Origin of the sequence: Ruminococcus sp. AF37-20 (assembly GCF_003460465.1) — a bacterium.
Taxonomy (GTDB): domain Bacteria; phylum Bacillota; class Clostridia; order Oscillospirales; family Ruminococcaceae; genus Hominimerdicola; species Hominimerdicola aceti.
In genome coordinates this window covers 21,728-44,157 of record NZ_QTVE01000017.1, presented here as the reverse complement: position 1 = coordinate 44,157, position 22,430 = coordinate 21,728, and the positions used below count along the sequence as shown (strand labels likewise).

General features: G+C 43.6%; 33 protein-coding genes. 1 reads left to right on the top strand and 32 read right to left on the bottom strand.

Going from position 1 to position 22,430, the window contains the following annotated elements:
* Positions 1-181 precede the first annotated feature (181 nt).
* The 11 genes from DW015_RS10500 to DW015_RS10450 form a co-directional block, all read right to left on the bottom strand.
* Positions 182-373 (bottom strand): helix-turn-helix transcriptional regulator, encoded by a 192-nt coding sequence (locus DW015_RS10500; RefSeq protein ID WP_041337515.1) that lies wholly within the window; start codon positions 371-373, stop codon positions 182-184.
* Positions 374-440: 67 nt separating this feature from the next.
* Positions 441-1,178, bottom strand: a complete 738-nt coding sequence (locus tag DW015_RS10495; protein WP_041337516.1) for a DNA adenine methylase — start codon at positions 1,176-1,178, stop codon at positions 441-443.
* Positions 1,179-1,239: 61 nt separating this feature from the next.
* A complete protein-coding gene (locus DW015_RS10490; protein ID WP_041337517.1) occupies positions 1,240-1,467 on the bottom strand; it encodes a hypothetical protein in 228 nt (75 codons plus the stop codon).
* A gap of 11 nt (positions 1,468-1,478) precedes the next feature.
* Entirely contained in the window at positions 1,479-2,354 is an 876-nt protein-coding gene (locus DW015_RS10485) for a glycoside hydrolase family 25 protein (protein ID WP_117905599.1), read from the bottom strand.
* The gene (locus DW015_RS10480) at positions 2,338-2,550 is read right to left on the bottom strand and encodes a hypothetical protein (RefSeq protein WP_041337519.1); all 213 of its coding nucleotides are present in this window, start codon (positions 2,548-2,550) and stop codon (positions 2,338-2,340) included. Before DW015_RS10480 ends, DW015_RS10485 begins: the two co-directional genes overlap by 17 nt.
* Positions 2,551-2,557: 7 nt before the next feature.
* A complete protein-coding gene (locus tag DW015_RS10475; RefSeq protein ID WP_117905598.1) occupies positions 2,558-3,244 on the bottom strand; it encodes a hypothetical protein in 687 nt (228 codons plus the stop codon).
* Positions 3,231-3,440, bottom strand: a complete 210-nt coding sequence (locus DW015_RS10470; RefSeq protein ID WP_117863471.1) for a hypothetical protein — start codon at positions 3,438-3,440, stop codon at positions 3,231-3,233. Before DW015_RS10470 ends, DW015_RS10475 begins: the two co-directional genes overlap by 14 nt.
* Positions 3,433-4,011 carry a hypothetical protein gene (locus DW015_RS10465; RefSeq protein WP_117905597.1) on the bottom strand — a complete coding sequence of 193 codons (579 nt, stop codon included), beginning with the start codon at positions 4,009-4,011 and terminating at the stop codon, positions 3,433-3,435. The genes DW015_RS10470 and DW015_RS10465 overlap by 8 nt, the downstream gene beginning before the upstream one ends.
* Positions 4,012-4,022: 11 nt before the next feature.
* Positions 4,023-5,183 (bottom strand): hypothetical protein, encoded by a 1,161-nt coding sequence (locus DW015_RS10460; RefSeq protein ID WP_117905596.1) that lies wholly within the window; start codon positions 5,181-5,183, stop codon positions 4,023-4,025.
* Positions 5,184-5,194: 11 nt separating this feature from the next.
* Positions 5,195-5,563, bottom strand: a complete 369-nt coding sequence (locus DW015_RS10455; RefSeq protein ID WP_041337523.1) for a hypothetical protein — start codon at positions 5,561-5,563, stop codon at positions 5,195-5,197.
* A gap of 10 nt (positions 5,564-5,573) precedes the next feature.
* Positions 5,574-8,537: a hypothetical protein gene (locus DW015_RS10450; RefSeq protein WP_117905595.1), complete on the bottom strand. Its 2,964-nt coding sequence runs from the start codon at positions 8,535-8,537 to the stop codon at positions 5,574-5,576.
* A 76-nt stretch (positions 8,538-8,613) separates the two neighbouring features.
* Between DW015_RS10450 and DW015_RS10445 the strand changes: the two genes are divergently transcribed.
* Complete coding sequence (locus tag DW015_RS10445; protein WP_158455163.1) at positions 8,614-9,291, top strand: zinc ribbon domain-containing protein; 678 nt, start codon at positions 8,614-8,616, stop codon at positions 9,289-9,291.
* Positions 9,292-9,323: 32 nt separating this feature from the next.
* On the opposite strand, the gene DW015_RS10440 is transcribed toward DW015_RS10445, so the two are convergent.
* From DW015_RS10440 to DW015_RS10340, 21 genes are all read right to left on the bottom strand, one after another.
* Positions 9,324-9,881: a Gp15 family bacteriophage protein gene (locus tag DW015_RS10440; RefSeq protein WP_041337525.1), complete on the bottom strand. Its 558-nt coding sequence runs from the start codon at positions 9,879-9,881 to the stop codon at positions 9,324-9,326.
* Complete coding sequence (locus DW015_RS10435) at positions 9,878-10,372, bottom strand: hypothetical protein (protein WP_117905594.1); 495 nt, start codon at positions 10,370-10,372, stop codon at positions 9,878-9,880. The genes DW015_RS10440 and DW015_RS10435 overlap by 4 nt, the downstream gene beginning before the upstream one ends.
* Positions 10,373-10,415: 43 nt before the next feature.
* Positions 10,416-10,919 (bottom strand): hypothetical protein, encoded by a 504-nt coding sequence (locus tag DW015_RS10430; protein WP_117905593.1) that lies wholly within the window; start codon positions 10,917-10,919, stop codon positions 10,416-10,418.
* Entirely contained in the window at positions 10,920-11,351 is a 432-nt protein-coding gene (locus tag DW015_RS10425) for a hypothetical protein (RefSeq protein ID WP_117863477.1), read from the bottom strand.
* Positions 11,335-11,706, bottom strand: a complete 372-nt coding sequence (locus tag DW015_RS10420) for a minor capsid protein (protein ID WP_117905592.1) — start codon at positions 11,704-11,706, stop codon at positions 11,335-11,337. The genes DW015_RS10425 and DW015_RS10420 overlap by 17 nt, the downstream gene beginning before the upstream one ends.
* On the bottom strand, positions 11,703-12,029 hold the full coding sequence (locus DW015_RS10415; protein ID WP_041337529.1) for a DUF6751 family protein: 327 nt from the start codon (positions 12,027-12,029) through the stop codon (positions 11,703-11,705). The genes DW015_RS10420 and DW015_RS10415 overlap by 4 nt, the downstream gene beginning before the upstream one ends.
* Complete coding sequence (locus DW015_RS10410) at positions 12,030-12,350, bottom strand: hypothetical protein (protein ID WP_117863478.1); 321 nt, start codon at positions 12,348-12,350, stop codon at positions 12,030-12,032.
* A 3-nt stretch (positions 12,351-12,353) separates the two neighbouring features.
* On the bottom strand, positions 12,354-12,590 hold the full coding sequence (locus DW015_RS10405; protein WP_117905591.1) for a Rho termination factor N-terminal domain-containing protein: 237 nt from the start codon (positions 12,588-12,590) through the stop codon (positions 12,354-12,356).
* 11 nt (positions 12,591-12,601) lie between these two features.
* A complete protein-coding gene (locus tag DW015_RS10400; RefSeq protein ID WP_117905590.1) occupies positions 12,602-13,489 on the bottom strand; it encodes a hypothetical protein in 888 nt (295 codons plus the stop codon).
* Positions 13,490-13,509: 20 nt separating this feature from the next.
* Entirely contained in the window at positions 13,510-14,046 is a 537-nt protein-coding gene (locus DW015_RS10395) for a phage scaffolding protein (RefSeq protein WP_041337533.1), read from the bottom strand.
* A 321-nt stretch (positions 14,047-14,367) separates the two neighbouring features.
* Positions 14,368-14,628 (bottom strand): hypothetical protein, encoded by a 261-nt coding sequence (locus DW015_RS10390; RefSeq protein WP_041337534.1) that lies wholly within the window; start codon positions 14,626-14,628, stop codon positions 14,368-14,370.
* An 11-nt stretch (positions 14,629-14,639) separates the two neighbouring features.
* Positions 14,640-16,310, bottom strand: coding sequence for a phage minor capsid protein (locus DW015_RS10385; RefSeq protein ID WP_117905589.1), 1,671 nt, complete (start codon positions 16,308-16,310; stop codon positions 14,640-14,642).
* Positions 16,310-17,770 carry a hypothetical protein gene (locus DW015_RS10380; protein WP_117863481.1) on the bottom strand — a complete coding sequence of 487 codons (1,461 nt, stop codon included), beginning with the start codon at positions 17,768-17,770 and terminating at the stop codon, positions 16,310-16,312. The genes DW015_RS10385 and DW015_RS10380 overlap by 1 nt, the downstream gene beginning before the upstream one ends.
* Entirely contained in the window at positions 17,767-19,143 is a 1,377-nt protein-coding gene (locus DW015_RS10375) for a PBSX family phage terminase large subunit (RefSeq protein WP_117905588.1), read from the bottom strand. Before DW015_RS10375 ends, DW015_RS10380 begins: the two co-directional genes overlap by 4 nt.
* The gene (locus DW015_RS10370) at positions 19,127-19,594 is read right to left on the bottom strand and encodes a hypothetical protein (protein WP_041337537.1); all 468 of its coding nucleotides are present in this window, start codon (positions 19,592-19,594) and stop codon (positions 19,127-19,129) included. The genes DW015_RS10375 and DW015_RS10370 overlap by 17 nt, the downstream gene beginning before the upstream one ends.
* 241 nt (positions 19,595-19,835) lie before the next feature.
* Positions 19,836-20,318, bottom strand: a complete 483-nt coding sequence (locus DW015_RS10365; protein WP_117863483.1) for a transcription termination/antitermination NusG family protein — start codon at positions 20,316-20,318, stop codon at positions 19,836-19,838.
* Complete coding sequence (locus DW015_RS10360) at positions 20,315-20,863, bottom strand: phage protein Gp27 family protein (protein WP_041337539.1); 549 nt, start codon at positions 20,861-20,863, stop codon at positions 20,315-20,317. The genes DW015_RS10365 and DW015_RS10360 overlap by 4 nt, the downstream gene beginning before the upstream one ends.
* A 12-nt stretch (positions 20,864-20,875) precedes the next feature.
* On the bottom strand, positions 20,876-21,202 hold the full coding sequence (locus DW015_RS10355) for a hypothetical protein (protein WP_041337540.1): 327 nt from the start codon (positions 21,200-21,202) through the stop codon (positions 20,876-20,878).
* A 1-nt stretch (position 21,203) separates the two neighbouring features.
* Positions 21,204-21,500 (bottom strand): hypothetical protein, encoded by a 297-nt coding sequence (locus DW015_RS10350; RefSeq protein ID WP_041337541.1) that lies wholly within the window; start codon positions 21,498-21,500, stop codon positions 21,204-21,206.
* A 100-nt stretch (positions 21,501-21,600) separates the two neighbouring features.
* Positions 21,601-21,915, bottom strand: coding sequence for a Mor transcription activator family protein (locus DW015_RS10345; protein ID WP_041337542.1), 315 nt, complete (start codon positions 21,913-21,915; stop codon positions 21,601-21,603).
* Positions 21,902-22,429, bottom strand: coding sequence for a phage protein GemA/Gp16 family protein (locus DW015_RS10340; protein WP_051706958.1), 528 nt, complete (start codon positions 22,427-22,429; stop codon positions 21,902-21,904). The genes DW015_RS10345 and DW015_RS10340 overlap by 14 nt, the downstream gene beginning before the upstream one ends.
* Between the last annotated feature and the right edge of the window lies 1 nt (position 22,430).

Here is a 22,430-nt window from a genome sequence, read left to right as displayed (position 1 = left end):
GGTATTTATTGTATACTGTAAAAAAATGAGCGGCTGTTTTTCAAGCCGCTCCACAATTGATGTTTGACAAGCAAAATCCAAAAAACTGACAAGCAAAACGCAAAAAAGTGATGAAATGTTTCAACAAAACGAAACACTCATCACTTTTTTTGAATTATCGAGAATTTTTGAAACGTATTTTTTACAGCTCTAAAATGTCATTTAAATCGCATTTTAAAAATCTGCAAATCAGCTCAAGATGTGAAAATTTGAAACCGACAGCGATGTTATTGCAAAGCTGTGAGATTGTGGACGGTCTGATGCCTGTCGCCTGCGCAAGTTCAGCCTGAGTAATGCCCCTGGAATTAAGCAAAGCCCTTAATTTTACTCTCATGATTACCTCCGGTATGTTTTTTACAACATAAATAACGAAATCCGTTATTTATTCTCTAAAAAAAATACTAGAAATTTGTGATTATTACCTCTTTGAAATCACCTGATGAAAGACTGTTATTGCGGGTGACCGCCTGAATATTGTAGTCTTTATACAGGTCTCTCACATACTTGTCATCGTTGTACGACAGTACAAATCTGCCCTTGATCTGGTGAAGAACTCTGCAGAGCCGCTCATGGTCATCCTCGGTAAATTTAACAGTGTAATGCCGCTCTGTCTTGTGGTATGGAGGGTCGCAGTAGAATAAAGCTTTCTCACGGTCGTATACCTTGATAAGATCCTCAAAATCTTTGTTTTCGATCACTACTCCATCCAGTCTTGCCTCGATATCTGCGAAATTATCTGTGTTAAGCCGCTTTTTGTTGCAGCCAAACGTTCTCAGACTTGCTCCGAAGCCTGTCTTGACAAGCACATAGAACATAGCAGCCCGCTGAATGTCTGTAAATCCGGTTACAGATATGCGCTCACGGCAGTCAAGGAACATTTCCCGGCTGTTTAAATAGTATTTTATCTCCTTTTTAAGCTCATCAGAATGATATTTTAAGCATCTGAAAAAGTTGACCAAATCACTGTTGGCGTCATTATAGATCTCTAGATCAGCGTGTTTGCCTTTTGCAAAAAGTATAGACCCGCCTCCGCCGAATACATCGATAAATCTGTTGTAGCTTTCAGTAGGCGGGAAAGACTTGATGATCTTACTTTTAAGCTGGCTCTTTCCACCAATCCATGGTATTGGACTTTTCATAAATATGACCTCCTTTTAATATAGTATACAGCTCCGAGCGGATTGCCCGGAGCTGTTACTTTTAAATCTTTTTAAGCCAATCAGCAACAACATAATAATGCTTGCGACCAAGCTTGATTTTTCTCCAGTAGTGACCGTGATGAAATTCATAAAAATCATCAGCGACTTTTACCGGAGTATTATCTTCGAGAACGCCAACGATCGTTCCGGCGGTGAAGTTGCAATCGCTCCTGTAATTAAGCCTAGTGACTGTCACCATTTGGCTGTATGATGTTTCTTTTGTATCCATAAGCTACTCCTTTACTTTATCGTTGCAGACAGCTTTTTAATAAATTTAGTCCCCGCAATACCGTTCTGAGTATAGCCCCACTTTTTCAACAGAACATTGACCGCCTTTAGGGTACCGTCTCCGAACGTGCCGTTGTTGTCAAGTTTGTACCCTGCCAGCATAAGGAGCTGTTTCAGTGCAAGAACTCCATCGGATTTATCACCTTTCTTAAAGCCCGAACTGTCAAGTACCTTAGACGTGCTTGTGTTAGTAGCCTTAAACCCGTTAAGCCCCTTAGCCTTTATCACAGATGGGTAATCCACATAGCAGTAATCCATGTCTACCGGCACGGAAACACCGCTGACCTTGCCCGTTGAACTGTACTGCCACATACCGTATGTGCCGCCGTAGTTGCACTTGCTGTTGTATTCTGCAATCCACAGTGCATAGCGTCTTGCGACATCATTTGTTATGTAAGTCTGGAGCGGACTGCGGCTGATATACAGACCTGCGAAGTAGCCTGCTTCCTCCAGCGCAGTGCAAAAAGTTTTTACCATGTCGGAGCATACCGTTTTACCGCGTGCAAAAGCTTTCTGCCACTCCAGATCAAAGTAAATCGGGTATTCAAAAGTTTTGCCCTTGATGTAATCGAGACAAAGAACTGCGTCCTGTTTCGCACCGGATACCGTTGTCTGCCATGTATAGTAATATGCACCGACGTCAAGCCCAGCTGCCTTTGCATTTTTGTAATGCGTTTCAAAAAGCGGGTCTTTTACTACACAGTTCTTCGTGTGATCCCAGTTATTGCATCTGATAATAACAAAACTGTAGCCCGCCGCTTTGACCTTTGCGAAATCTACGTTTGTCTGATACATAGAAACATCAATGCCTTTAATTGTCGCTGCCATGATAATTATCCTCCTTGTTATTTTTATAGTTTTTCTGATACTGCGTGCCGAAATAGAACGATATCACCACAGTAAACACCGTGATGAACTGCTCTGCTGAAATCGTGCGGCGCAGTGCCAGCACGCAAAACACCGCTGTCAACAATATCGTCACGATAGACTTGACGTCTATAAGCTTTGCAAATTTCTGTTTCATATCTTGCTCACTCCTTTATCTCAAAAGCAAATCTGCTTAACAGATATTTCTTGCCGTTAAGCAGCACTGTCTGCGTGGGCACTGCATAATCAGGATAGTAGTCGCTGTCATTCTGCCCCGATGTGTGTGAAAGAATGTGATAAAGGTTTGTAAAGCCTTTGTTCAAAGTCGACGATGTCACAGGTGTGAAAGAGGTCAGCCACTTGCGCCGACACACAGGTCTGACAGGCACAGACTTTATCGTCATTCCGTCAGTAAATACAGAACATAACCGTATGTTGTTGTCTGCACAGCTTGTTGCCAAGCCGTACCCCTTTTCCTGCGTTTCATAGTCTGTTACCTCGCCGATAACGATGTTAATGCCTGGGCGGTCATTCTGATTGCCGTCAATGCCTATGGCTGCCAAGCCGTCCTGTTTGTATATGACCCAACGCCTTTTTGGAGAGATGTTGCTATAAGTTCCAACACATGGACAAGTCAAATCTTCCGTTCGCAGGTCAATCCAGCCGTTTGTTCCCGTGTCGCTGAATTGACCACGCAGAAACACCTCATCAGTGACCCACAGATTGAATACAACATCATTCGTGCTGAGTGTTGCACCATCGCCCTCATAGACTATCTTTTTAAAGTCCCACACCTCGATAAGCTTTGTTATCAGCCCTCTCAGTCCGTCTGTGCCCTCATATATTTTCATCTTCGACCGCCTCCGCTATGCCTGTTATACCTATATTCCCATACGCTTCTCCCACTGACACTCCCACAAGGCTCTGTCCGCTCGCCATATCGGGTATAGTGTCGATAATATCCATATTGCCGTTGAAGTCCTCGATGCTGAACCTGTCCGACCTGTCGGGCTTTTTAAGTCCGAGATTTTCCGTGAAACTAGCCAACTATACTTCCCCCTTCCGCATTTTTGCCGACTATGAGATAGTATACCTTGAAAGCGTATGTTCCGCCCTGGTCAGAGTTGTGTTCAAGGTATGCCTCCCAGTCGATGTCCCTGCCGTTGCTTGCGACTTTGTATTGAAAACTCTGCGACTTGAAGTGCTTTTTGCCCCAGTCGCACACCATAAACACCGCAGGGTTCGTGACCCCCGAGGGTATCATTCCTGTGCGTGTATTGTATGACCACTGTGAGCCGTTGTCGGCGTTGACCTTCATATTCACCGTGAAAGACCCCCACCGCATATACAGTGGGTAGAGCCTGTTCACAAGGCTTACTATCTGCGCCGCTGTCTTTGCACGAAACACCGCTGTACCGCCGTCTAAAAGCTCGTCCGTCTGTTCGCCCGAGTACCGCAGCTCATACTCCTCCTCGCCCACTATTTCTTCAAGAGCTGCCACCCTCGCCGTGAGCTGCTGGATAAGCTCCTCGGTGGTGGGCGTTGTCTGACCTGTGTCTGCTGTATCGGCAGTTTTCTCCGCCTGCGTATCAGCCGTCATTATCTCGTTATCGTCCATAATCTCGCCTCCTAAAGCTGTTCTTCCACCGACAGACCCACCGCAGAAATATCGGCTGAAAGTCCGCCGTCAAAATTGAATCCTATGTTAGTTATTGGTATATCGTAGCTTTCACCGCTTTCGGTGACGTATGTTATCACGTCACCGACGTCAAATCGTGGGTCGCCAAGGCGGTGAAAAAGCTCCGTTGTATACCACGAAAAGCCGCCTATCCTATGCCACAATGACCGCAGCAGTGACATTGTCATATATGGATTTTCAAACTCCAGCACACGCCCTGCCGTGCCTGTGGTGTTGCCCAGCCGCAGAGTTTCGCTGTCGCTGACCTTGCAGACAATGCCTGCGAGGATATTCGGACGTTCTCCCAGTGTTGGCAGGTCGATAGTGTTGTTGTCCATTATCTTCACGCTCGAGCCGTACCATTTGCGGACGTATCTGCCGTATCGGTCAACAAAACCGAACTCGCCTTGTGCCGAGGCGATGTAGCTGAGCATTTGCCGCATTGTGGTGTCTTTGGGTATAGAGCTTATTTTGAAGTCGAAGTTTGCGGTCTTTAGGCGTATATGCCCCTTGCCATAGAGCCTTGCTCCGCCCTTTACACGCAGCTTTGCAGGGATGGTGTAGTCGTTGCCGTTTTGCAGTCCAAGCTGCTTACAGATGTCGTCCTCCACAGCTTTTGACCACGCAGGTAGCTTGACCTTTGGCACATAGGTCTTGTCGGAGAAGTAAAGCCTATCCGCAAGAGTGACCTCAGTATTTCCGCCCGACTTTTTCGATTTCACGCAGGTGAACCGCCCCAGAGGTATTCTTTCGCCGCCAAGCACCTCTCCAAGCTTGCTTATCTGCTCCACTGTCAGCTTTGAAAGTTCTGCGTAGGTGTAGGCTTCTAGGGTGGAGTAGGTGGTTTCGCCTGTGAGGTCTGCAAGGTACAGGGACAGGTCATACTCTTTGCCGAGGAAACGTGTTTCAGCATCGTTTATCTGTAATGCCCAAGACTGTGAGCACACTGCACCAAGCTCTATGTCGTCACTGAGGCTCGTTGACTGCACGTCACTGGTAGCGGACATTATGTTGTCCCCCATTATTACGCTCTCGTCGTTTTCAAGCCACATACGCCATGTGCGGCAGTAGCTTTCGATGCGTGAGGAGACGGTTGTACTTGTTGTATACATATATCCGCCTCCTACTGCATGATAAGGTCAACAGCAACGCCTTTGCAAAACTGCCGCTTTTCGTCCCAGCCGAATATTTCATAGCTTGGATCTCCTGCATAGACCCTTATTTTGATTTCATTAAAAGTCTCGTCCAAAAGTGTGGCGTTAAAAAATGGGCTATCAACATTTGAGATATACTTATTTATCTGTGCAGTCTGCTCGCCTGTGAGATGATACCATTTAATAGTGACCGTTTTCTTTATAGCCCTGATGTCTCCGACCATAAGACAATTAGCGGTGCGCCCTGCATTGCCCGACCAGATTTTATTGTTACAAAAAGTAATTTCAGCAGGAGTGGCTACCGTTTCTTCTTCAAATTTCAATCCATTTGATTTCATAGTATCCCTCCTATACTTTTATCGGCGATTTGCCGTTGCGCTTGATAAAATCATTTATATCGTCAATAACGATCTGTGACAGCACTCTGCCCTTTACTTCGATTGGTATCGTTACGCTTATTTTCTGATTGCCTACAGCTCCGCCGTAAACAGCAAGCGCCTCAAACAAAGCCTGCTTGATCGTATCCAGCGGAGCTTCGATGTTTGTGCCGCGTTTCTGGTCGCCGAGAACCGCAAGAAACTCGGAGTTCGGCGGAATTACCGCGCCGGTGGCGAGCATTGGAATCTGAGGAACTGGTATAGGGTCATAGTCCCAAAACTCATCAAATGGTGTAAAGCCTGCTATTTCAATATCACGAATATCATTAAGTATGCCATTAAGAAAATCCAGTGGAGTAGAAATAACTTTATTTATTCCGCCAATTATGCCGTTTACAACCGTTGTGAATACTCCTGTTATACCCTCTTTGATACCGTCAAAAATTTTGCCACCAGTCGAAAATACGTCCTTAACTGCTTGCCAAGCCTTTGAAAATATATCTTTAAACCAATCAGCTACCTTAATAAACGGTGATTTTATTGCAGTCCACAAATCCCTGAAAAATTGTGCTGTAGCCGAAAACGCCGATTTTATATTTGTCCACGCAGTTGTAAATATATCTCCAAACCAACTTCCTACTGCAGAAAAAATGTCTTTGATTCCTGTCCACAGATTTGAGAACCAACCTATAACGGCATTCCAGACAGACAAAATACCGTCCCAAGCTGCTTGGAAAATTCCCGTAAACCATTCTGCCACGACGGCAAATACATCTTTTATGCCTTGCCATATTCCGGCGAAAAAGTCTTTAATTGATGTCCAGACCTCTGTTACCCAGTCTACAAATTGCTGTATGGTCATTTTAAAGCTGTCCCACAAATCAATAAAAAACTGTTTTACTGTTTCCCAATTTTTGTACAGCAATACGCCGATAGCGATAAGCGCACCGATTCCTAGACATACAAGTGTGATTGGACTCGTCAAAAAATTAACTGCTACACCAAGTGCAGTAATTAACGGTGTCAATACACTTGTTCCTGCCGCCAATGCGGCAAATGCACTTACTACGCCTTGAATTATTCCGGATATTGCAAATGCCGATCCCAAAGTCCCAACTACAACAGCAAAATTTTCGACAGCAGTCTGATGATTCTTTATCCAGTCACTAACCCCATTTAAGGCTGATGTAATACCTTTCAACGCGCCTACTATAATACCTCCGGTCCATGTTGCAATAGGCTTCAAAAATTTATCCCACAGCCATTTACCCATAGGTTTTAACGCTGAAATGGCTGAATCAAGAACTTTTATAGCTGCCGCCAGCAAATTAAGAAATGTTGGTATCAAAGTACTTATAGTCCATGATGCCATAGGGAGCAAAATATTATCCCAGAACCATTCGATACCGTCAAATATGTCGGCAGTTAAAGGCTTTAATGCGGATGTTACATTTTCAAATGATGTAATGAGCGGTGAGAAGTCAATGTTCTGCGCCCATTCAACAGTGTCTGCCGTTATGTTTTCAATTGTGTCGAGTATATCATTAAAAATATCAAGAATGTCCTGAATAATTTTTGTACCACTGCTATCAGACCAAGCGGAGGAAAAATTGCGTGACACATATCCGATTGTATTATTAATGTTTGTCCATATACCGAGTAAATGTTCAGAAATTTGTTCGCCCGTTCCGTTACTCCAAACATCGGTGAATGATCCGCCTATGCTTTTGATAACACTCCATACACCCTCGAAAGCAAATCTCATACTATCTGTTACCTTGACTCCATTTTTATCCCAAGCTTGTTTAAATGGCGTAAAAATAGTATTAAAAGATGATTTTACCCAATAAAAAAAATCTTTAAGCTTTTTATCGGCATCAGATGTATCAACATCTACAGTAGTGGAGATCGTATTGCCGCTTAGAGTACCGACCACTGGCGATGCATTTGTATCAGATGAGGAACTGTTGTCCGCCAGCTTATTTATCTGATCAAAGCTTGCAAGTGCATTTTCTTGAGCCTCGACAGTAGCTTCAGCCGATGTTGCCATATCGGAATAATTTTCCGCCGCCTGCGAAGAACTTTCAGCAACTCCATCTGTTGTATTCATCAGTTTAATTCCAAACACCTCAGAAAGTGCTTTAACTGCTGAATTAGCAACAGCTGTCAAACTTTGCAATTCCGCTGTTATGTTTTTTACAACTGTTACAGCACCAGAAAGAACAGGCTGTCCTATTACAGCAAGCAACTGTTTCCAAGACTCTTTCAGATTACCGATGACATTTTCCCAGCCGTCTGCTTCTCGCGCGGCTTGTCCCTCCGCTCCAGAAAGAGCATTTGCATCCTTGACCATTTGCAATAGTGTAAGTTGCTTCTGAGCTTCGGATAATTCCATAAATGATTTTCCATAGAGTTTATTAGCCGCTGTGTTTCGCGTAGTTTCTGTACAACTCAAACCCAAAGCAGCATCGTTTTCAAAGTTGCCTTTCAAGAACGATTTTAGGCTTTCTGCAGTATCTTCAAGGCTTCGATCGTAATATGCCGCACTGTCTGCTGTTACCTGCAACGCTTCTTCCATCATTTTTAGAGCACTAACTGAATCCATACCCGTAGTTTTAGCAAAAGCATAAATAGATGTGCCTACATTTTGAAGTCTTGTCTGAAGAATGCTACTGTTATCAGCTATACTTTTCATAGCATTATCTGCAGCAGATTTTAAAGTTCCAAAAGTCTGTTGCATTTGAGAATTTGCAGCATTTATATCTGCAGCAGCTTCAAGAGCTTCTTTTCCACTGAACACAGTACCAAGTGCTGCACCCATTTTTAAAACTATATTTCGGAGATTATTAAGCTGGTTACCTAAACTGTTTATACCTTTGGAAAATCCTTTTGTATCTATTTTTGTATCGAAATTAAGTCTGCCGTCAATTGCCAATTATATCAGCCTCCTTTCTTGACAAAATCCTCCATACGCTGTATAATGAAAAAAATACATAATGGGAGGAAATGTTATGTTTTGCTTTAAATGCGGCGCAGAAATATCCGATGAATCAGATTTCTGCATGAAATGTGGAACTGAAATTCTGCATCACAATAAAACCGAAATTGAAGAAGTCAACTCGATTTCAACTATACCTATGAATGCCACAATAAAATCGGCTTTTGTGTCAACTATAATAGTTTCGGAAACGGAGATCTCATACAAAAGTGGGCTCAAAAGCGAAACTATAAAAGTATCCGACATATCAGATATTAGATATACAGCCGGAACTCCTTCCGAGAACGGTCGCTTGTTTATAACAGCAAACGGAAAATCATATAACGTAATGTTTTTCTTTAACAATAATAAAAAAATTGCTGAGTTATGTGGTTACTTCTCCGCACTTAGCAATAATACTTTTATACCGATGGAAGTAACCACATCAACTTCATCACAAACAGGCGAAACACAACATGAAGAAAAAACGTTATCAAAACGTCAGCGTATAAAGGAAAACAAGAAAAACGGTATTGCTTGCTGTCCTAAATGTGGAAGTACTTCGCTTACGGCAAACAAAAAAGGCTTTGGAGTCGGAAAAGCAGTCATAGGAACTGCTGTTGCCGGTCCAATAGGTCTTGTTTCCGGAAACAAAGGAGCAAAAAAAGTTCGTATAACTTGCCTTAACTGCGGTAATCAGTGGTGGGCGTAATAAAAAAGTCAGTCCAAACGGGCTGACTTTTTTTATAACAGATTATTTATAAAATCAAGTTCATCCTGTTCCTCTGCTGTAAGCTTCACCTTAATATCAATAAGTTCTTTGTTGTTCCGGTAAAAGTCCTGTTCTCCTTTACTAAGTTTTTTATTGTGTGCAAGCTTATAGCGTATATTTATAACATTACTGTATAAACCCTCACCAATCTCATTAAAAAGGCCTAAAACCGTCCACCAATGCATATAATCAATTTCACGAATTTCCTTTCCTGCTACCTTATTGAGAGCTGGAAAAATAATCCCTTCATCCTGATCCCAGTTTATCAACGGTTTAGGTTGACGTTTAGATTTTGGCATATCTCCGCCGTCAAGAAACCATTTGGCTTGTTCTGCCGCTTCGTAAAGATCCGAGTTAGGTATCTGATCGTGATGCTTGTACAACAGTTGTATACATCCATATGTTTTGGCTTTGTCATTAAGCGTATCGTCATTGCACATAGAAAAAATCAGCAAAGCTACGCGATAATCACTATATATTGAATATATTTTACCGTTGACTGTCAAAGCTTTAGGCAATGCACCTATCATTTTGTTTCACCAACAATGGTATTGCGCTGTGCCGCATAGGAATTAAGTTTCTCCTGTGATTTCTTTCTTTCCTCCACAGAACATTCATTTATGTACGCGAAGATGCACTGCATAAAATTCATAAATATTGGTTGACCTCCGGCAGGCGAAAGACATGAATCAGTTCCGAATACTATTAATGAAATATCATAACCAAAGATCTCATTTATAAGATCCTTCACCGCCATATCAAGTTTGTCCACACTATCAGCGGCAAGTTTCAGCTTTTCAAAGTCCGGATTATTCTCATCAAGATTCTGCAGATCATTGATAGAGTTCATATCGATATCTCCGTATCTACTGCGTATATTCTCATATTTCTCATCAAAGCCTGAAATTCGGTTAATAAACTGAGTATCTGTTGGATTAATACGGATTATTTTATCCGGATTCCCATTTAATTCGATATTTTTGTATCCGTCGTCAAAACTAAGCTTAATTGTTTCTGACATAAAAAACACTCCTTAGAAAAGAGGGGCTTAGTCGCCCCTCAAATTATCCTTTAGCCAGCGGCGTAAATGTCACCACTTTATTTGCGATTGTTACAGTACCCTTAATACGATTGCCGCAGGGTTGGATATTAAACGGTATGTTGACACCGCCCTGCGGTCCGCCATATGACTGCGGCTTAACGATGCAATCTTCCATCCATGCATCGTAAGGACCTTCGGTCTTATCGATAAGCACCTCAAGATATTTGCTCTTGCAGTCGTCGCCAACAAGACGATCCAACGCAATAGATTTGATCTTTTCGTAAATCGCATCTTCTGTATTTGCGTAGTAGGTTTCAACAGACAAACTAGGTTCGTAACCGTTGTCATTTACATCTGTTTCATCAAGGATATTCTTAACAGTCGCGGTATCCGGTCCCAAATCCATAGACATATCCTCAATGTTTTTGCCGATCAGGAACCATGACGGAGTTTCTCCGCCAAAAGTGGAATCCAACAAATGCATAAGATGACTTCTTTTAAGCTTTTTTATTCCTGTAGCTGCCATTTATATTTCCTCCTCAAATGTAAAATGTATCTGTATCTGATACAATCCTCTGTCTCCGTCCTCATCCAGAGCAAGCAGTATGCCATTATCAGCGGATATACTGATAGGTTCAAAATTTCCTGCAAGTTCTGGATAATTCCGGCTACTGTTCTGTTTTTCAATCCAGAAGATAAAATCCTCCGTAAAAGCTGATGCATTGAGCCTTGACAGATCATCGGCTGTGTATTCTCTGCTCTGGAGCAAAGCATTGTACTGCCATGTCTGATTTCCGCACACGTCCTCACTGAGTTTTACAAGACCTGATGTCTGTATACTGTAATTAACAGGTTCAGACTCAGTCTGGTCTATGTGCAGATCAATATCTCCAAGATTGGGATACTGTAACACATATTCTTTCATAGCCTCCAAAAGGCTTTTATTTTGCTCCGGCAATTCGTTTCACTCCTTTGATTATTCCGGACAGATGATCGGGTTTCATACGCTCGAACCATAGTCTGCCTCGCTTGCCCCCAAGGTTAAGCCCCTGCTTGCCCATACCTTTGTTATCGTAATAATTTTTGCGGGCGTATGGTGTGTTGTAATGCACCATGCCTGATCCAACTACCGTTGATGTAATACCGGACTGTTTAAGCTTACCGGTAAGCATTGGCACATAACTATCACAGCAACGTAATACTTCGCTGTCGATATACTTCTGTACTCGGCCGCCTTTTTGCAGACCACGCCTCGCAAACACTTCATTTTCGGGGGCGACCGTGAGAGTTACTTTAATACTGTTATTACTCATTTAGCCGTCACCTCAGTGTGCCGCATTATGGGACTGCCGTAATCCTTGCGCTCTACAGTACTGATTTTGAGCGGGCTTACAGCCTTAAGCAACTCTGCCACAGAGGCTGTCACGTCAAAATCAATATCGCCCTTTGCAATATAGTCGGACTTATCGACTACAGCCAACAACGGCAGATGTATCAACGCCCGGTCAACATCGGTCTTGCCCGTCTTTGCAATGTTTTCGGCTTCGGTGTCCTGCCACCAGCACGGATAATGCTGTGTAATAAATGCACCGTCGGGCTGTTTGTGCCAGACGGTGCATTTTGTATTATATCTCATTTATATCCACCCCACAGACCTGAGATTAAGGTATCTGGAGGCGGTCTTGATCAGCTCATCGGCGACAGCAGTCTGAGTGGTCGAATAACTTATCGAATAATCTCCGACCTTTTCGGAGGCTATCTGTTTATCCGGCTGTGCGGAGTACATGATCTCTGCACAAGCACAGCAGGCTTTGGCAAGGCTGATCTCGTCGGTCTCGGCAAAGCTCAGACTGTCGAGATATTCCGATGCACGCTCCGCAAAATAAGGATAATCCGTTTCGGAAATCTTATTGCCATGAAAATCAGCAGTGTAAAACGTGTAATCAGCATAAGCCATAGCCTACACCTCCGTTTCGCTTGTCGTATCCTCTACCGCAACTGCATCGACGATTTCCTGAATGATTGCGTCCTTCTTGCTTGCCGACCCGAGGTCAATGCCAAGTTCGGCGGCATAAGCTTTTAGTTCAGGGACTGTCATGCTCTTATAATCAATGACATTTTCATTTTCGCGATAGTCGGCAGGCGGTTCTATTGTTATTGGCTTCTCGTTAAAAGTCAATCCTACTGTCTTTGCCATAAAGACACCTCCTATGCCTTGTGGTGCAGATAAATACCTGCCGCCTTGTTTTCGTACACATCAGCCAGACCATAAGCACGGAAGAAGAACAGCCAGCTGTCATCCGTCTGATTTTCCTCCGGCGTAACGACCTTGTTTACCGTGTGCTTAGGATACTGGATAACCGCCGACTTCTGGATTATCATAAAGTTTATATCCTTTGCGGTTGTCGCCTTAGCAAAACCGCCTGCCGTTTCATCGACGCCCTCTGATTTTGTCGTGCCGTCCTTAAGATCGATCGCAGTGTAAAATCTGCTCTGAGGCACTTTTACGATCTTAGCAAAGCCGTCAAGTACAGCCTTTGACTTTGTGGTGTCCACATTGATAGCAAGGTTATACAGAGTAGGAGTGATGTACAGAATACGGTTTTCCGGCGATACTTCGTCTTCGTCCATTTTGTTCTGTGCAGTGATCAGAGCGGTAAGGACATCATTACCCGATGAAAGTGTTGCTCCTGCAGAAACCTTAGATATGCCTGTTGTACCTGCATAGGTCGCGAACCTGAATGCGTCCTGTTCGGGAGCAGCCTTGACGCGGATAAACTCTGAGGACAGTCTGCCGAAAGCAAGTCCTGCAGTCTCCTCATTGTCCATATTGTCAACGCTGAATTTACGACCTCTGTCGTAATTAAAGGTAACAGTCTCGTTTGTAAGAGTAACGTCGCCCTTTACATAGCCACTGTTTCTGGAGTAGTCCGCCAGACCGTCCATAGAGATCTTAGGGATTATGATCTCATTTGCGTTTGCGCCCGCTTTAACAAGAGTAGGATCGCTGTCGAGATCGGCGGTCAAAGATGCCTGCTTGTAAACCTCGTCAAGCAGTGCGATGTAGGTTTTAAATTTTGTAATTGCGTTTGCCATAATATTTTACCTCCGTAAAATTACTTAGTCGCAGGCAGACCCATTACGGCTCTTGCCTGTGCGTCTGATGTTGTTTCTGTTGCCGAACCGTGGTCAAGACCGGTGTCTATCCTTGCGGTAGGCTCATCACCATCCGCAAAGAGAAATGCTTTGTCGGCCTTAAGCTTGTCAAGCTGTTCGGTAAGACCTGTGATCTTGCCGTCATCGTCAAGCTTGAGGAGCGACGAGTCAAGCTGAGACTTGACAATGTCCACATCTCTTGCTTTTGCTCCGGCAAGGGACAGTTCCAGAGCCTTGTCAAGCTTAAGTGCGGCAATATCTGCATTGTACTTGCTTTCCCAGTCGGACGCCGCTTTCTTAAGTCCTTCAATGTCCTCGCCGTCAAATGCTTTGACCTTATCAGTAAGCTCTGAGATCGTGCCTTTTGCCGTTTCCAGTTCTGCGTTAAGGTCTGTGTACTTCTGCTGTTCTGCGGTCAGCTCCGCTGTGTGCTGTTCAAGCACCTTGTTTGCCTGCTCCTCGGTAATACCGAGAGCTGTTAAATCTTTCAGTTCCATAGGGATTTTTCCTCCTTAATTTTGAGTATAAAATTTATCTCCTCGCAAGCGGCTCGGATTTTTGCTCCGCAAAAACGAGGATAAATAAAACGCCCTTGAAAGAGCGTTTTACTATCGTTAAAATGCAGTTTTAATCATCTGATAAATCTACAAGGCATTTAATAACCAAACAAATACCTTTTATTATTGTGAAGACCCATGCGGCTACATAACAGCCAACGGGGATTTGCCCTGTATCGAGGGCGTAAAGCAATATAAGGGTTGAAAGCATAAATTATCAGCTCCTTTTTGCAAAATTAAAAGCCCCCAGTAGCTGGGAGCTTATTCATTATGAATTTGAAAATAAACCTTATCATAAATATCCAATGCTTTATATCCGAAATCTGTCATATTATTCTGATTTTCGTCCATGCCATAAACAACTGATATGTTGCTAATTATGCATTGAAACATAGAAACATCTTTATTATTTATTTCTATCTGACTTGTTTCGGGGAAGAGCTTGTATGGGTATTCCAAATCTTCAAAATCGCCATATTTGACAAGCATTTCATATTCATCTTTTTTGAAATTGAATATCATAATAATACACCTCACTTTGGATTACATTGAATAAGCACGCCCGTTTCAGGATTTATGGATACTGCACATTTATCTGTAACAAATAGCTGAGATATTTTAGGTTTACCATCTTCATCATATAAAATGTTACCGTTTTTATCCCTGCTAATTTTGGGTTTCATTGCTTTACCATTGGTCAAAGCATCCTGAATATCTTGAAGTTCAACGCCAAGACGTTTCTTACCCGTATCAGGATCTTTGATTACACCAATAACACGTTCAATGAAATGATCCGATTGCCCAGTTATTTCAATACCGTTAGTTGTAGTTAAACCAACAAGACTGTTGTTAATCTCATTGTGCAACTTCTTATAATGATCGTAACCTACAAGCGGAGAAATTTTTCCCTTTTTTACAGAAGTAATATATGCATTCATCAATTTGTACTCAGGAGAGTTATTATACTTCATATTTTCAAAAATGTCAAGGCTTTTCGGCGGATTTTCTATGCCGTAGCTTTTCATTTGCTTAACAAAGTAACGATTATTCCCATATACCGCTTTCTGCGAAACACTCTTGTTAAATCCAACAACCCGAACTCTGTCCTTTTCGGGATAAAGATCGTTCGTATCGCAAAACTCAGACAGCCGTTTTTCCTTAGTTTTCAGTATAGCCGAGTGGCGTTCAAACTGATTTTGCAGTCTCCGTTTAAGCACCTCGTCTTCCGTCTCAGAGATAGCACCGTCATATGCAGCTAAACGTCTTTTTGTAGCTCGTATAGACCGCTCCATAGCACGCTGTTTCTGCGATAATTCATACTGTCTGTTGTTTTCGGTCACGTCAACAGGGAGATTAGCACGTTCGGAAATTCCCTCGAAAAACGGATAAAAATCATGTCGGCAGTTCCAGCCTTTCAAGCCGTCACCCGTTCCGTAGCCTGTGGCGGTGCTGAGTTTAGGGTATTTTTTAGATTTGCCCGAAATGCTGTAAACCTTGCCTTGCCATAAAGCGTGTGAGGGACGCGCGCCCATGTGTGCGGTGACCTCAACCAGATCGCAGTCCATTTCTGCGGCAAGATCAAGCTGCATCTGACCTGCGGTCTGACTTATGCCCGTCATTACCGCACGCCGCACTGCAACGTCTGCCCAGTCGGTCTTACCCGATGGATAAGTTACAGTCGCAATACCTTGTTTAGCAAGCTCGACAACTGCGTCGTAAATAGCATCCTGATATGTAAAAGCACCGCTTTGTACCTTTAACCATGCCTTGTCCATAAGATGAGTAACAGTTGCCTGCGAGGACTCTACCATGGACTTACACAGATTTTTTGTCATACCATTTGCATTTTTAACGCCTGCCTTAAGCGTGTTGGATAATGCCACCGACCTCAGAGCGGCGGAGCAGTCCTTGCCGTAAGTTCTGTATATCTTGGCGTCGTTGTTGATTGCCTCCTTACAGGCATCGGTGTACAGCTTTGATATCTGCCGCTTTGATTTGCCTGTAAATTCTGCAAGCATAGCAGTGATCTCTTTTGTAGACATCTTCAGCTGGCTTGCTTTGTACAACTGCCATTCCGCCGAGGGAGTAAGATAGTCCGCTTTAACAAGCTTTTTGGCAATAGACTTGATTATATCAGTCTGTACCTCGCTTACAAGATCAATCAAGTCATCTGGCAGTTTTTGTAACGTCTGAGGGGTAAGCATTACTCCTCACCGTCCTCAAAGCCCATAAGCTCATCGTCGGTAGGTTCACCGTCTGCAAGACGTGCCTTTGCCTCCTCTTCCGATTCGCCGTACCATTTAACACGGTATTCCCACTTCTGCATTAAACCTGCTGTGACATCATCTTTGTCACGTTGTCGCTCGGCATTTTCGTCTACCAGTGGACTTTGGTCAAAGACTATGGATATATGTGCGTCCTCCTTGACCTGTGCGTCGATAAAGCTGTGGCCTATCCAGAGGAGCGTTTTAACAAGACCATGCAAAAAGCTCTCAACTTTTATAAAATGCTTGTGTGCGTTTTGGATCAAGTCCTGCTTGTCGCCTGTGTACTGGGTAGCAGTTACTATAGAGCCTGCATTAAACTGATAATGCTTAGTACCAAATCCCACCTTAAAGCTGAGATAATCAAGCTGTGCCTGTATACCCGCCGTATTGTCTGCAACTCTCAGATCGGGATTATGCTCCTGCACCATACTCTTACCCGTGCCATCGTCCATAGTCTCGCCGATATAATAAAACAGTTGTTGATTTACCTCATCGGGAGCAACCTTTTTATCTCCAGACATATCTTCAAGCATATTTTTGTTTAAAAACACTTTTTTCTGTCCCAACCAAAAATCAGAGTTAAGATTATTATATGCAAGATCAACTCCCTTCAAGTTGTCAATCGCTCCGGCAAAAACCGCACAGCCCATCCCATTATTGCCGTTAATGGGATTAACGATAGCAGGTTTGCATATGGTAAACCAAGGCTTGTCTGATCCTGTATGCATTATTCTTGCAACACCGTCCGGCAGAGGTTCTTCGCTCAACAGCGATTTATCTTTTATTCCAAAGATGTGATTTTCTATGACATATTCGCCTTTTTCCAGACGGTGTATCTCAAGATACAGCTTGTTGCTGCCTTTTGTACAGATATCGGAGCAAAACGCTGCTTCGGTGATAATGCCGTTGTCCGATGATAGGACTATTATCCTATCCGCCTCAAGGTAATTTAGATCTATCCATGCGTCCGGTGACGGCAGAAGTCTGCCGTCTGAGCTTACCACAGCATTTTTAAGACGTATCACAACGGCACAAGTGCCGGAATACATCATTTTTTCCATAAGGTCGTTAGCCTGATCCCAGAAGTTGTTGCTGCCGAACACTCCGCCGTTGTCGGTATCGCCAACGATGAACTTTTCCGAGTATTCATCATCTACTTTTACAAACGTTTTGTCGTTTATTAATATGCTTGCCCAGTCCTCGCACACCTTTTTGGCCATTTTCATGGTATACATATCACGACTCTTGCGTTTTTCTCCGTTTTCAAAAGTTATCCTATGAAATGGTTCATGAAAACCCTTCCACCAGTCTTTCCATACGGATATATTATTATAATAGTCGGTCGAAATGTTATAGCCGAAGTTATTATTCAGCCAGTTTATTATCTCACTGTTCAAATGTTTTCACCTCCTGCCAGCGTTAGCGGCTTGATAAATTTGCTAAAGCTGTACTCCAGAGCGTCGGCGGTATCTATATCGCAAGTACCGTCGTCAAGACGCTCATCTCTGTCCGGAATTTTAGGATCCCATATCTGCTCCGACAAGCTTCCGATAACATTTTTGCAAATGTCAAGCACCCAAAATCTGCCCTGAACCATCAAAGACGTAAGCATAGATATTCTGTCGTTTCGTGGAGCTTTGTAGCAGTCCACGATCTTGACCATCAGTCTTGCTCTGGCACAGGCTACTCTCAGACCGTTTATTACCGCTTGGTTTTCGTTGTCCGCCCATGCAAATTTAATTAAAAGCGGATTAAAACGCATATATAACGTCTTTACAAACTTTATAAAAGCAGTGTAAATAGTATCGGGACCGACCTCGCCCTTGCCGCCGTCTATTTTGTGATCTGCAATAACGACAAGCTTTTTAAAGCCCTCAATAAAAGCCGTAGCCACGAATGTGGTCTTTGACTTGTTGCCGCCGAAGTCGATACCTATCTGTATTGATGTGATCTTGCTTTTGTCAAGCTGTGATTCGGGTATTATATACTTTTCGGGGTTGTTGGCAAAGCTCTGGAAGATAAGACCCTCTGCCGCTATCCTTAACCCCAGTATATCTCGCTTGTACCAGATAGATGTCGGATCGTACTGAGATTTTACCTCAGCCTTACGCTGATCTGAGATATTTATGTTATCGTCAATAGTAAAATGTGCGTAGTTGTATCCGCCGAGGAATTTGCGATCGGCGGCGTCCTGCTGGTACTTGTCAATGTACTCGGTGTATATCCAGCTTTTTGGATTGTCCGGGTTAAGATCCCACCATATCTTACGCTTATCTGCGGCGATAGATCTGTTAAAAGCCTCCTGCACAAATGATTTGTGATGCAGATTGATCTCAGTACCTATCCACATACCATAAGAGTTGCCTCGTATGGACTTATAACTGCTGGCAAGCATAGCGCCGGAAAAGATGACGATCCTTGTTTTAAATCCTGTATCCTTGCCCTTTATGATAAGAGCCTCATTGCCCTTGTACTTACCCCAGCGGCATTGACCTCGAAAGAAATGCTCAATACCAAAGCCGTTACAGTCGCCAAGAATGATTTTCGCATTGCCGAGTGTTGACGCCGATGCAAGATGTATCTTGTCTTTAGTAGTCTTAAGCTCGTGACAAAAAGCAAGGGCGTTGTCCACTGTCTTTCCGGCTCTTACCGCTCCCTCGGCAACGTTTATCATGCAGTCCTGTGACTTTCGGATATATGCCTTATGCTTATCGCCAAAATTGTAGGGTATGGTCTTTTTGCGTTTCTCAGGCTTAGTTGTCCTTGCCATAGATATCCTCCTCAATTTCCGATGTGTCCTCCAGCTCAGGATCAGCCTTGGGATTCGGTGACCAGTTTTCTTTGTCTTTATTCTGCAAATAGCTCAGAGCGGCGGACGGATTGGGAGCGACTTTTTTTACCCTGCGCCTGATCGTTTTGCGCCCTCTGGCGTCAACTCTAACTTCTTCCTCTGCATATTCGCCGCCCAGAGCCGCCGCAAGCAAAGCTCTCTCCACTTCGGAGTTTACAAGTTCAGGATTGTCGTCCAAAAAATCCTGAAGTTCCTTGTGCCGCTTTTTATAATCTGTGGCAAGCTTTTTCCGTTCTGCCTTGTCGGAGGTATTAATAAAAGCCTCCGACAGCTCGCCGAGGCTTTGTATATCCGTCTGTATTTTTACATCATTAATGTTGCTTACAGCTGCCGACAGCGTGTCGATAGCCTGTTTTCTCTTTACATTCACATTAACACCTCCGTTCGCTCAAACTCAAACTACACGCCCGTTTTAAGGGCTTTCTCTTTCAAGTGTGAAATTATCCTAAGAATTATTTCAAAACGTGCTATAACGCCGTTAAACGCCGCTAAAATGAAATCAAATAGCAATGCTTCGCCATTCGGATATTTTTGTTTCAAAATTCCGTTGATGTCCGGCGCTATGTAATCTGAGCTTAAGCGCAGGGGACGAATCAACCTTACGCTTATGATCAGATCTTTTCCAGTTCTGCAGCAACGTCAAAGTAATGACGCCTGCCGTTTATCTCACAGTACAGCGTACAGCGTTTACGCCGCCTGCTGTATTTAACAATGCAGTGTTCTCTGCCTTTGAGCAGTCCCTCTGTGATAGTCACCTTTCCGCTGTTTATGTAACCACGGCTGACGGTAAGATTTTCGACATCAAGTATCCACCGAAGTCTGACTTCCTCGCTCATCGGCAGCGGAGTGGGCGGTCTGCCCAAAAATCTCAATACGCCGACAGTATTTTTCACGGTGTAGTAAAGCTCGTCTGTGATGCCTTCACTGTTAACAAAAACATATGTGGGAAATATCATCCGGCGTACCATGCGCCACACGCCGCCTTTACGTTCCAACAGGTCGTGAGCAGGCGCATAGGCGTTAATATTTTTATCTCTGAGAGTGGCAACAACGTCATGCTCTCTGCCGCTCTGAACATAAATAACGTAGATCATATATCGCTCCTTTTCTCCTCAAGGAACTTAGCCACATCCTTGTAAAGATCGGGACGTTCCCTTGCCATTGCCTCGAACACCATTGACTTGACCTGTTCAAAGCCCGCGTTAAGGATATCCTCGTTTTTCAGATCCATATTCTTTTTATACGCCGCAGCCTTTACAAGGCTGGTAGCCTGTTTGAGCAAGGCTTCCGGGTCTATGTTCTTCCATTTTTCTTCGGGAGTGTTCTGTATAGATTCCAACACGTTATGCGACAGCAGCCTGATTATTCCCTCGCTGGTATCGAGAGCCGGATACTTGTTTATCTCCTCCATTATGACCCTGAAATTCTCCTGAGCCATTCTGAGGGTCTCAACAGATTCATTCAGATTTGCGGCGTATCTGCAAACCGAGGATATTGATATGGGCTGATCGGTCTGATCCTTTATATAGTCTGCGATCTCCGCATATGTAAAATCGGCTTTCATCATATCTTCGACCGTTGCTTTAAGTTCCGGCGACAGCTTGTCTATTTTAGAGTGCTTTCTGCGCTTTCTTGCCATTATCCGCACCCCCTACAGCTTTATGCAGGGGTCGTTGATACCTCCGGCAAGCAGGCTGATCCCCTTTGCCGTAAGCTTTGCCTCGAGATCGTCAAAATCGCTGTCTGCCAGCGTAGACGGCTCTTTGGACAACACCGTCCTCAGATGTATGTATCCGGCTTCATAAAGATAGTTCACGCTGTCGGTAATTTCGCCCTTTGTTATATCGGGAAGAGCATACTCAACGCTCTTAAGCTTATGATACTGATATCTGAGCATATTTATAGTGCGCATAACAGAGCCGTTATTTTCTTTAAAATTGCCTGCTCTGATAAGCTGCATCTGCTTTTCCATATCCATGCTATTTTTCTCCCTTCATTTCCATCAAGATATCCATGATCTTGTCCAGCTTCTGTTCAGTCTTAAGCTGTTCTCTGTAAAAATCCTCTTTGGTAAGATAGTTCTGCTTGACGTCGGTAATATCGGTCTTGCACTTGTCAAACTCGTCTTTAGAGACGTAATTTTCTCTGACCTTATCCAGACCGCTTTTGCATTTATCGATGTCGTCCATAGTCCGCTTTAAAAAGTAGGTTATAATACCTATACCGCCTGTAAGAACGAGCTGAAATACTATCGTAAATATCTGCTGACTTGTCATAAAAACACCCCCAATATATTTAGTACCGTTATCCGTTATAATAACTGTACCATATATATTGGGGGTGTTACAGATGAAGCGTTTCAGCGAGTTTCTGCAATTATATTTCATCAAAGGTAATCTGACCCTCGATAGGAGCGTTTTGCTTTTCCTGCCTTATCTCAGCCGTTATGCTGCGGATCGTGCGCTCAGACAGATTATATTTATTGACAAGAAACTTGAAGTTATATCCGTTAAAATCCCTGCGTATCTTTTCGTCACGTGCCGATCGGATAACAGAATCAGCTTTTGCAATGTAAATTGACAAACCACCGTAACGCTGCACAAGCTTTTCGTATGCCTGTGAGCCGATGCAGTCGTAAATATCCCGCTGCTCTGGAGTAAGGTCTTCTTCGTATATATCAAGTTCCGGCATATTTCTCACCTTGCCTTTTCGCCCGCCGCTCTGCCGAATTAACATAACGCTTGAGCTGTTCGATAAGCTTAGAACACTGTTCCTGATCTATCCACCGAAACGGCTGCTTTTTTGATGCCGTAACGCCCAGTACTTTGCCTATCACGCCAATTAGCCTGTCTCCAACGTCAGCTGACTCTGGATTAGTATCAAGTTCCTTGAGCCTGTAGCAGTATCTCCAGCACAGCCGCTGCTGTTCAGGCGTAGCCATACCGTTGCAGCCGATCTCTTCAGCTTCTTTCTTTTTGTTTCTAGATTTGGTATTATGCAGCAGATGGTTTGGATCGGCAAGCTTCATGCGATTGATAAGTTCCGCCTGAACAGCCTTGAATTCGCTATCGTCAAGCTGTTTTACCGAATCTTTACCGGTAATGCTAAAGATCAATTCGTGCAGCATATCATCTTTATCTTTGCCGACAATACCAAGACCTGCTCCCAGACCGTAAATTCTTTTAATCTGCTCCTTTGTTGCCATA